The organism is Lederbergia citrisecunda (genome assembly GCF_018343695.1).
Classification (GTDB): domain Bacteria; phylum Bacillota; class Bacilli; order Bacillales; family Bacillaceae_C; genus Lederbergia; species Lederbergia citrisecunda.
In genome coordinates this window covers 429,188-440,000 of record NZ_JAGYPJ010000001.1, presented here as the reverse complement: position 1 = coordinate 440,000, position 10,813 = coordinate 429,188, and the positions used below count along the sequence as shown (strand labels likewise).

The 10,813-nt window shown below is 37.5% G+C and carries 10 protein-coding genes and 1 rRNA gene (1 of these 11 only partly in view); 4 read left to right on the top strand and 7 right to left on the bottom strand.

The window, feature by feature from the left end; all coding sequences use genetic code 11:
* Positions 1-1,308: ribosomal RNA gene (locus KHA93_RS02125) — 16S ribosomal RNA — on the bottom strand; it reaches 240 nt to the left of the window's first position.
* 264 nt (positions 1,309-1,572) lie between these two features.
* A complete protein-coding gene (locus KHA93_RS02120) occupies positions 1,573-2,439 on the bottom strand; it encodes a nucleotidyltransferase-like protein (protein ID WP_213109212.1) in 867 nt (288 codons plus the stop codon).
* 302 nt (positions 2,440-2,741) lie between these two features.
* On the opposite strand from KHA93_RS02120, the gene KHA93_RS02115 reads away from it, so the two are divergent.
* Positions 2,742-3,101 carry a YgzB family protein gene (locus KHA93_RS02115; RefSeq protein ID WP_213112738.1) on the top strand — a complete coding sequence of 120 codons (360 nt, stop codon included), beginning with the start codon at positions 2,742-2,744 and terminating at the stop codon, positions 3,099-3,101.
* 41 nt (positions 3,102-3,142) lie between these two features.
* Positions 3,143-3,757, top strand: coding sequence for a YesL family protein (locus tag KHA93_RS02110; RefSeq protein ID WP_213109211.1), 615 nt, complete (start codon positions 3,143-3,145; stop codon positions 3,755-3,757).
* A 53-nt stretch (positions 3,758-3,810) separates the two neighbouring features.
* Here KHA93_RS02110 and perR read toward each other — a convergent pair whose 3' ends face one another.
* The 4 genes from perR to KHA93_RS02090 form a co-directional block, all read right to left on the bottom strand.
* Positions 3,811-4,251: a peroxide-responsive transcriptional repressor PerR gene (gene perR, locus KHA93_RS02105; protein ID WP_233711020.1), complete on the bottom strand. Its 441-nt coding sequence runs from the start codon at positions 4,249-4,251 to the stop codon at positions 3,811-3,813.
* A gap of 90 nt (positions 4,252-4,341) precedes the next feature.
* On the bottom strand, positions 4,342-4,887 hold the full coding sequence (locus tag KHA93_RS02100) for a cob(I)yrinic acid a,c-diamide adenosyltransferase (RefSeq protein ID WP_213109209.1): 546 nt from the start codon (positions 4,885-4,887) through the stop codon (positions 4,342-4,344).
* Between the two features lie 555 nt (positions 4,888-5,442).
* The gene (gene bcp, locus KHA93_RS02095; protein WP_213109208.1) at positions 5,443-5,916 is read right to left on the bottom strand and encodes a thioredoxin-dependent thiol peroxidase; all 474 of its coding nucleotides are present in this window, start codon (positions 5,914-5,916) and stop codon (positions 5,443-5,445) included.
* A gap of 72 nt (positions 5,917-5,988) precedes the next feature.
* A complete protein-coding gene (locus KHA93_RS02090) occupies positions 5,989-6,402 on the bottom strand; it encodes a potassium channel family protein (protein WP_213109207.1) in 414 nt (137 codons plus the stop codon).
* Positions 6,403-6,554: 152 nt separating this feature from the next.
* On the opposite strand from KHA93_RS02090, the gene KHA93_RS02085 reads away from it, so the two are divergent.
* Positions 6,555-7,835 carry a glutamate-1-semialdehyde 2,1-aminomutase gene (locus tag KHA93_RS02085; RefSeq protein ID WP_213109206.1) on the top strand — a complete coding sequence of 427 codons (1,281 nt, stop codon included), beginning with the start codon at positions 6,555-6,557 and terminating at the stop codon, positions 7,833-7,835.
* Between the two features lie 120 nt (positions 7,836-7,955).
* Positions 7,956-9,005 carry an FUSC family protein gene (locus tag KHA93_RS02080; RefSeq protein WP_213109205.1) on the top strand — a complete coding sequence of 350 codons (1,050 nt, stop codon included), beginning with the start codon at positions 7,956-7,958 and terminating at the stop codon, positions 9,003-9,005.
* A gap of 38 nt (positions 9,006-9,043) precedes the next feature.
* Here KHA93_RS02080 and KHA93_RS02075 read toward each other — a convergent pair whose 3' ends face one another.
* Positions 9,044-10,792 (bottom strand): ABC transporter ATP-binding protein, encoded by a 1,749-nt coding sequence (locus tag KHA93_RS02075; RefSeq protein ID WP_285891550.1) that lies wholly within the window; start codon positions 10,790-10,792, stop codon positions 9,044-9,046.
* Positions 10,793-10,813 lie beyond the last annotated feature (21 nt).

Sequence of the window (10,813 nt, the reverse complement as noted above, 5' to 3'; positions counted from 1 at the left end):
AACTGAGAATGGTTTTATGGGATTGGCTCGACCTCGCGGTTTTGCTGCCCTTTGTACCATCCATTGTAGCACGTGTGTAGCCCAGGTCATAAGGGGCATGATGATTTGACGTCATCCCCACCTTCCTCCGGTTTGTCACCGGCAGTCACCTTAGAGTGCCCAACTGAATGCTGGCAACTAAGATCAAGGGTTGCGCTCGTTGCGGGACTTAACCCAACATCTCACGACACGAGCTGACGACAACCATGCACCACCTGTCACTCTGTCCCCCGAAGGGGAACGCTCTATCTCTAGAGTTGTCAGAGGATGTCAAGACCTGGTAAGGTTCTTCGCGTTGCTTCGAATTAAACCACATGCTCCACCGCTTGTGCGGGCCCCCGTCAATTCCTTTGAGTTTCAGCCTTGCGGCCGTACTCCCCAGGCGGAGTGCTTAATGCGTTAGCTGCAGCACTAAAGGGCGGAAACCCTCTAACACTTAGCACTCATCGTTTACGGCGTGGACTACCAGGGTATCTAATCCTGTTCGCTCCCCACGCTTTCGCGCCTCAGCGTCAGTTACAGACCAAAGAGCCGCCTTCGCCACTGGTGTTCCTCCACATCTCTACGCATTTCACCGCTACACGTGGAATTCCGCTCTTCTCTTCTGCACTCAAGTTTCCCAGTTTCCAATGACCGCTCACGGTTGAGCCGCGAGATTTCACATCAGACTTAAGAAACCGCCTGCGCGCGCTTTACGCCCAATAATTCCGGACAACGCTTGCCACCTACGTATTACCGCGGCTGCTGGCACGTAGTTAGCCGTGGCTTTCTGGTCAGGTACCGTCACGGTACCGTTAGTTAGACGGTACTTATTCTTCCCTGACAACAGAGTTTTACGATCCGAAAACCTTCTTCACTCACGCGGCGTTGCTCCGTCAGACTTTCGTCCATTGCGGAAGATTCCCTACTGCTGCCTCCCGTAGGAGTCTGGGCCGTGTCTCAGTCCCAGTGTGGCCGATCACCCTCTCAGGTCGGCTACGCATCGTCGCCTTGGTGAGCCGTTACCTCACCAACTAGCTAATGCGCCGCGGGCCCATCTGTAAGTGACAGCAAAACCGTCTTTTAACCTTTCCCCATGCGGGGAAAGAAGTTATCCGGTATTAGCTCCGGTTTCCCGAAGTTATCCCAGTCTTACAGGCAGGTTGCCCACGTGTTACTCACCCGTCCGCCGCTAACTTCAGGGAGCAAGCTCCCATCCATTCGCTCGACTTGCATGTATTAGGCACGCCGCCAGCGTTCGTCCTGAGCCAGGATCAAACTCTCATATAAGTAGTTGATTAGCTCATTAGCTGGCAATGGTTTAAAACCATTGTTTAAAATAATTTTTGACGTTTGTTTCGTTCAGTTTTCAAAGATCAAACTCGGTCGCTTTCTGACAGCGACTTTCTTATATTATCATCATGCGACTCGAAAGTCAATCATTTTTTTTCGCCGCTTTTCAGCAACATTTTCGCTTTCGTTATCAGCGACGTTTATTACTATAACAAGTTACTTCAAAGTCGTCAACAGTTTTTTTGAAAAAAATTTAAAAAACTATTTTTCAATTCGATAACAGCGATGGAACAACCCCGAACCTTTAGTTTCTATCTCTACTACTTGTATAAAGTCCTTTTCAATTAAATATTCCAAGAGAAGACTAAAATCTACTCCGTAATGAACAATTTCAAGATGATTAGATATTTCATCCATACTCCATTGATCCCGTGTTTCCATAACTTCAAGTAAATGCTCGGCTCCAACTGGAGTTCTTGAAAATATTAAAAATTCACTTGCAAGAAATAAAAGCTCTAATCTTTTTTCAATCGGCTCCTCACTCTTAATCAATTCCTCGTACAATTTGAAAATTTCCGGTTCTATTTGTTTCACCTGATTCCAAACTGTTAGTTCTGGATGATACCCGTTTTCAATAATCGAGAGCCTTCCTAGATGATGTAATGAATGCACAATATGGTTAAATGCGTCTAAATATTGGCCCGTTTCAAAAAATGCTTTTCCATCCATATATCTCTTAATTAACTTTGCAAATTCTAATCCAATTTTAATTTTCCTTCCATAGAAAGGAAAATCTTTGAGTTCATTCCTTAAATCTTCCATATAATCATTTCTATCAAATAAAATTTTACCTTCATATATCCATTCAACGATTTTGCGGTTGGAACCAAGAAGCAACCATTCCTTAAGTTGTTGCTCGCTTACAATATGTAAAGCAGCTTTTTTATCTTCATATTGATAATGCTTAATATAGATAGGTTTTGTTTGTTCTTTTACAATCATCAATAAAATAACGTCAAAATTATCGGTTAAAGTAGCCGCTTTATGTTTTTTCTCGATTTTTATAATGCCTAATGTGTTATCATGACTTGCTCTTTCTTGGTAGATTGGCCTCAAGATGTCTTCCATAAAAAAACTCCTCCAATATAATTTCCTTTTTCAAAAGTAAAGACAGTGCACATTTTTTATTGGACTGCATTTTGAATATAGGTGTTCTGTCATCTTCAGCGACTATCGACTAGCAAAATTATTTTCCTCTACTCTCCGATAAGTTAATAGCCCTTAAGCTTGAAGATCGATAAGCAAGAGGATTGCGCTTTTCATAATTTCGACAGTGATTTCGTGATTTCCTGCATGTTCAACTAATCGCCTTAATATTGTAAGATGTTTTTGGGTGATTGTGGTATAGTTTATTTTCAGGAGGGCTAATGATGGCAAAAAAATATTCAAATAAAATTAATAAAATTCGTTCATTTGCATTATCTTTAGTGTTTATCGGGTTTATCATTATGTATTTCGGAATTTTCTTTCGAACTAATTATGTGGTTATGACTATATTTATGATTATTGGGCTATTGGCTATAATTGCAAGTACATTCGTTTATTTTTGGATAGGGATGCTTTCCACTAAAGCATTACAAGTTGTATGTCCAAATTGCGGTAAGCCTACAAAGATTTTGGGTCGTGTCGATATGTGCATGCATTGTCGCGAGCCACTTACAGTTGATCCTAGCTTAGAAGGTAAAGAATTTGATGAAAATTATAATAAAAAAAGAAATAATAAGAATTAAATCATACTACTGAATCTAAATCAAAATTATTGGTGAGACGAATGAACATTTTAAATAGTAGATTATACAGCATGCTGGAGGTTTTATCTTTTTTCTTCTTATTAAATATTTTATGGGTTTTGATGTGCCTGCCTATTATTACGATTTTTCCAGCGACGGCCGCGATGTTCGGGGTAATCAGGCAATGGGTAATGAAAAAAGATACAGCGATATTTATTTCTTTTTTCCGTTTGTTTAAAGAAAACTTTAAACAAAGCTTTATTGTTGGCATCATTTTCTTTGTTTTTGCTAGCATCTTTTATATTGATTTTATGCTAGTTAATACATTTAATCCAAAGTTACATACTATATTATTCGCATCTTTATTTTTATTAGGATTGATCGTTACTTTTACGTTAGTATATATTTTCCCAATGATCGTTCACTATCGACTAACCTTATGGCAAGTTATTAAAAATTCGTTTTTCTTTTCAATTCGCTATGCACTAACAACATTTCTCTGTGTGTTGATAGTAGCCTCAATGGTCTCACTGTTGTTTCTTATTCCTGTTTTTTCTTTAGTAATTTTCAGCTTTACCGCTTATTTAATATTTAATATTTGCTATAGTAGATTTCGAAAAGAAGAAGTATTGGCTGCCGGGAGCACAGAACAATAAAAAGCAAGCAACCAGAAATTAGGTTGCTTGCTTTTTTAATGCGTGTAAGCTTTTTAATGAGTTCCTTTATCACATTCAGGGCATATACCATATATCTCCATGCGGTGATGACCTACTCTAAATCCGGTCACACTGGAAGCAAGTTGTTCGACTTCATCCAATCCAGGATAATGGAAATCGACAATTTTACCGCAACTTTCACAAATGATATGGTAATGATCTGAAGTTACATAATCAAATCGGCTAGAAGCATCCCCATAAGTGAGCTCCTTTACTAGTCCGGCTTCACGAAATACTCTTAAGTTATTATAAACGGTGGCAACGCTCATGTTTGGAAATTTACCTTCAAGTGATTTATAAATGTCATCAGCAGTTGGATGAGACATGGACTGAATCAAATATTCCAAAATGGCATGACGCTGAGGTGTAATTCGGACTCCCGTCTCTTTCAATGTATGGATTGCTTCTTTTAGTTGAATGTCTGACACCGCCATGCACCTCTTTTCTAAAATAAAATTTATTCTCTATTTGTAATTCTTATAATTAGTGTACTAATAAATCGGTTTCTTTGTCAATGATTTCAATCATTCATGGAGCTTTAATTCTTCAACATTTAGCTTATGATTTACATAACGAGCTGCAACAAAAAGAAAATCTGAGAGACGATTCAAATAAGAAAGTACTAATGGATTTACATTATCAATTGAAACAGTAATTCTTTCGGCTCTTCGGACAACGGTTCTCGCTAAATGAAGAGCTGCCCCAGTAGGATGGCCACCTGGTAAGATAAAGTTCGTTAATGGCGGTAATTCCTTATCCCATTGATCAATTACATTTTCCAATTCCTTAACGTTTTCCTCCTTAAGCTTCCATTTTACTTCTTTCCCTGCTGGTGTAGATAATTCCGCCCCAACATGAAATAAGGTTGTCTGGACTTTATGAAAAAAAGAAGCCGCTTCTTTTATTTCCGTATTTTCTATCTGTGCTAAGTAGCTCAAAGCAAGTCCTATCATGGAATTTGCTTCGTCACATGTCCCATAAGCCTCAACCCGTATGTCGTTTTTGGACACCCTATCTCCATAAACTAATGATGTTGATCCTTTATCACCTGTTTTTGTATATATTTTCAAAATGACTCCTCCATTGAAAACATGCTTTATGTATATATTATCATTAACTACATATAAATTCTCAATTATGAAATCGCTTTTTTATTTGATAATTGATAGCTTGAAGGGACGTACTATTTAAACCCACGTTTTTATTTGACCTTATGATTGACAGCTTGTCAAATAAACGTTGAGGTTGACCACTATAGTCTATTTTCCTATAAACTTATTCATTCTTTTTTTAAAATGGCTGTTTTCGTAAAGTTTGTTGTTTTGTAAAAGCCCAAAAGCCGGCTTTTACACCTACACAATGAAGTATAGCTGTTCTTATGAAGCTGGCAGCTCTTTTCTCAGCAGAATGATTCTTTTTTGAGGTTCAAATCAATCTCTTATTATTAAAAATATGAAATAGCAACATGTTTGAGAAAAGAGCCTTTAAAATAAAAAAATAGGGCTGTTTATTCACAGCCCACAATTAATTTTCCTATTGAGGAGGTATGCCCTAATATACATTATGCAGACCGCTATATTTAGAATGGACAACAGCCAAGATAAAATGAAAAAAGGCAATAATTTTTACGAAAGCTCATCTTTTACAAACTGAAGAGCTTCTTTAACATGACCTTTTACCCTTACTTTTCTCCATTCTTTCACTATATTGCCCTCTTTATTGATAATAAAAGTTGAACGTTCAATTCCCATATATTGTTTTCCAAACAATGTTTTTAATTTCCACACTCCATATTTTTCTGCTACTTTGTGATTTTCATCAATAAGTAAAAGAAAGGGCAGATTATACTTATCAACAAATTTTTCGTGTTTCACTAGTGGATCAGGACTTACTCCCAAAATAATCGCATCCAAATCGGAAAAGTCCTGATTGAATTCACGAAAATCACAAGCCTGTGTTGTACACCCAGGCGTCATATCCTTTGGATAAAAATAAAGGATAATATGTTTTCTACCCATGAAGTCTGCAAGTCCTACTTGTTCCCCATTACTTGCTCGTAATCGAAATTCCGGCGCTTTATCGTTTGTTTTTACCGTCATGATGTATGCCTCCTGATCTTACCTATCATACCTAGAGTAGCTAAATAATCTAAACAATACAAATAACTTATTTCATTTCCGATTTAGTGGTTCATGTTCGATAAATGATCTTACAACAAAAGCTGCAGGGATGGTATATCCGAGAAGAGCTTCTAGCATGACAAGCAAACGGCCTACGCCAACCGGAACGACGTCACCGTATCCTACGGAAAAAAGTGTAATTGCACTTAAATACAAAGAAGTGGTGAGCTTTTCATTCCACTCTTTTTCTTGTACAACTGTTGTATCAATAATGATTGTCATTCCTTTTAGCTCAAGCAATAAAAACAAGAGACCAAATCCAATCATGATAATTGCATACGTACAACCAAGGAATACAAAATTTTCAAAGGATACTTGCTTAAATGTAAATCTATCCGGAATAAACAAAATTCTTAATGCCATAAGAAGACAAATAATGACGGCAAAAAAGATGATATACCACATAAGAATCACCTCTTTATTTCTTGTCCATTTATTTTACGTTTCGTCAATTGTACATAGACCAGGCTTTTAAGTGTAAAAGCCAATAATTGCGAAGAAGCCGCTGAATGACTACAATATAAAGAAGCTTATATGTTAAAGGAGAGGCAATTTAGATGAATTTTACACATTCTGAAGAAATACATAAGGAAGCATTAGAGCATATAGTAGGTGGTGTTAACAGCCCTTCTAGATCTTATAAAGCAGTTGGCGGTGGCTCTCCAGTGACAATGGAAAGAGCAAAGGGAGCGTATTTATACGATGTTGATGGGAATCGATATATTGATTACTTAGCGGCATATGGTCCCATCATTACCGGTCATGCTCATCCACATATTACCGAAGCAATAAAAAAAGCGGCTGAAACAGGGGTATTGTACGGAACCCCTACCCCACATGAAGTAAAATTCGCAAAAATGATTAAGGAAGCCATTCCTTCACTTGATAAAATTCGTTTCGTCAATTCCGGAACGGAAGCCGTAATGACAACTATTCGTGTCGCGAGAGCTTATACAGGTAGAAATAAAATCCTTAAATTTGCCGGATGTTATCATGGTCATTCAGATTTAGTATTGGTTGCAGCTGGCTCGGGCCCGTCCCAATTAGGCATGCCTGATTCCGCGGGAGTACCTGAAAGTATTGCAAAAGAAGTCATTACGGTTCCTTACAATGATATCGAATCATTCAAGGAAGCAATGGATAAATGGGGTAGTGAAATTGCGGCAGTATTAACTGAACCAATCGTCGGCAATTTTGGTATTGTTGAACCGCTTCCCGGATACATTGAAAAAGTAAAAGAAATTACTCATGAAAAAGGCGCACTTCTCATTTTTGATGAAGTCATTACCGCATTTCGTTTTATGTACGGAGGGGCACAAAATATACTCGGTGTTACACCGGATTTAACAGCTCTCGGTAAAATTATTGGAGGCGGACTTCCAATTGGTGCGTACGGTGGCCGTAAAGAAATTATGGAAAAGGTAGCTCCGCTTGGTCCTGCGTATCAAGCAGGTACGATGGCCGGTAATCCCGCTTCTATGTTATCAGGTATTGCTTGTCTAGAAGTGCTTCAGGAGCCTGGAATATATGAACGCCTTGATAAACTAGGAGCAATGCTGGAAGATGGGATTTTAGAGGCAGCAAAAAAATATAACGCTCCTATAACAATTAATCGTTTAAAAGGAGCATTAACTGTTTATTTTACAAAAGAAAAAGTCATAAACTATGAACAAGCTGAAGAGACAAACGGGGAATTATTTGCAACTTTCTTCAAAAAGATGTTGAATCAAGGGATCAACCTTGCACCGTCTAAATATGAAGCTTGGTTCATTACGACAGCCCACTCTGAAGAGGATATTTTGCAAACAATACAAGCAGTGGAACATGCATTTAAATAAGAAAAGCGAATGCGCCTGTTCATCGACGTGCAAGCTTCAAGATCTTTGACTTAAGCAGTTTGGATGTCGATTAGGCGCTGGAGCCATACACTTTAGATATTAGGAAAGGAATAAATACCGATGAAGCTTGGTGCCCGCATGCTAAAAACGGGAATAGCCATTATTTTAGCGCTTTATGTTGCAGAGCTTCTGCATATACCTTCACCAGTGTTCGCTGGAATTGCAGCAGTATTTGCTATACAACCAACGATCTATCGCTCTTATTTAACATTACTTGAACAAGTCCAAGGAAATATTATTGGAGCAATCATTGCAAGTATTTTCGTTTTATCTTTCGGAAATCATTTTTTAATTATCGGTTTTGCTGCAATTATTGCGATTGGCATCATGGTGAAATTAAAAATAGAGAATGCGATCCGACTTGCCCTTGTAACGATTATTGCAGTTATGTCAGCACCAACTGAGGATTTTCTCCAATTTTCCGTGGTCCGTTCTGCAACCATTTTGCTTGGAATATTGTCTTCATTTGCAGTAAATCTCATCTTTCTGCCACCAAAATACGAAACGAAGCTTTTTCAAGGAATTTCTGATGTATCAGAAGATATTATTAAATGGATGAGACTTTCAACAAGATTTGCATCCGAAGATAGATTATTGAAAAAAGAGCTTGGTACGATAAAAGAGAGAATTGGCGGAATAAATCAGTTATACTCCATGTATAAGGAAGAAAAAAGATATTTTAGAAAAAGAGAGTATTCAAACGTACGCAAAATAGTTATCTATAGACAGATGATCCAAGTCAATCAAAAAAGCTTTGAAATCTTAAAGCTTCAGCACCGTTATAAAAACATTTTATTTGAACTTCCCAGCGCCTTACAAAACGACACGCGTGAAAAACTTGAATATTTATTAAGGTACCATGAACAACTGCTGCAAAAATTTATGGGGCGAGTACCGCAAGAGTTCGAACTTTTTAACGAGAATATATTTAACAGAGAACAGTTGATGAACTCATTTTTGAAAGAAATCAAAAATAGTGAAGTAGAAGATGAATTTCAACCTTTTCATCTAATGCATATTCTTTCTGATATCGTTGAATATGAAGAACAGCTTGAACATTTAGATAGAGTGATTCGCATATATCAAAAATATCATCAAAAAAAGCTCTGAGTCGTTAATACCACTCAGAGCTTTTTTTCTATTAATCTCTAATTATCTAATTGTTGTACTTGGAATAGCTGATAGTATTTCCCTTGCTTCTGCATTAATTCCTCATGTGTTCCGACTTCCATAATTTCACCATGTTCAATTAATACAATTCGATCTGCATGTGTAATAGTAGAAAGTCGATGAGCAATAATAAATGTAGTTCGATCTTTGGCTAGTTTCTCTAGCGCCTCTTGAATAAGATGTTCACTTTCAAGATCTAGTGCTGATGTTGCCTCATCCAATATAAGAATTGGCGGATTTTTCAAAAATACTCTCGCAATCGCCACGCGTTGTTTTTGTCCCCCGGAAAGCTTTACTCCTCGCTCTCCGACTTTAGTATCATAACCAAATGGGAGATCCATAATAAAATCGTGAGCATTTGCCGCGTTAGCTGCTGAACGTACTTCTTCATCCGATCCATCGGGCTTTCCAAGTAGTATATTTTCTTTAACAGAATCACTAAACAAAATATTGTCTTGAAGAACCATACCAATTTTATCTCGGAGACTGCGAACTTTAAACTTGCGGATATCGATACCATCTAAAAGCACTCGCCCTTCGCTTACATCATAAAATCTAGGGATGAGACTGACAAGTGAAGATTTTCCTCCACCGCTCATACCTACGAATGCGATTGTTTCTCCTGCTTTTACGTCAAGATTAATATTCCGAAGGATCGGTTCTTCTTTTTCATCATAAGCAAAAGTCACGTTTTCTAGTTTAATATTTCCGATTACTGATTTTAATTCTTTCGCGTCTGGTGCATCATCTATATCATACTTCTCATCTATCAATCCAAATACTCGATCCATAGAAGCAATTGATTGTGTAAGAGTAGTCGAAGAATTTACTAGACGTCTTAACGGATTATATAATCTTTCCACATAACCCATAAAAGCCACCAATGTACCGATGGAAAGATCTCCATTAATAACTTGATAACCTGCGTAAGTAATCACAATGAGTGGTGCCAGATCTGTAATCGTATTAACAACAGAAAAAGCCTTTGCTGTCCAGCTAGTATGTGTCAATGCTTTATCCAAGAAATTGGCATTATTTTTATCGAATTGTTTTTGTTCGTGATCTTCTATCGCAAAACTCTTAATGATCGACATTCCCGCAACACGTTCATGTAAATAGCTTTGTACCTCTGCAAGAGCCTGAGAACGGGCACGTGTAAATTTTCGCAAGTTGCCGAAAAAATAGCGAACCGATAACATATAAAGTGGAAATACAGCTAGAGATACGATTGTAAGAGGAACATCCATTGTTATCATAATGGCAATAGCAATTATTACGGTTGTGATATCAATCCATACATTCATTAATCCGGTAATAACAAAATCTTTCGTCTGTTCCACATCATTTATAATTCTCGATATGACTTCACCAGCACGCGTATTTGAATAATATTTGAAGCTTAATTTTTGTATATGTGTAAACAAGCGGTCACGGATATCGTATAAAATTTTACTAGCAGTCCACTGTGCGAAATATTGGCGGTAATATTCTATAGGTGGCCTTACTACTACGAATAATAAAAGCATCAAACCCATTGTCATTAATAACTTAGATGTCTTTTCATCTGCTGTTAGCTCTTTCGCACCAATCACATCATCAATGACATATTTCATCAAGAATGGAATTAATAGAGGAATTGCAAATTTAATGACCCCAATAATTAACGTCCCAACAATTCTCCATTTATATGGCTTTACAAATTGCATGTATCTTCTGACGATACCCAATTTAACAATCATCCTTCCACA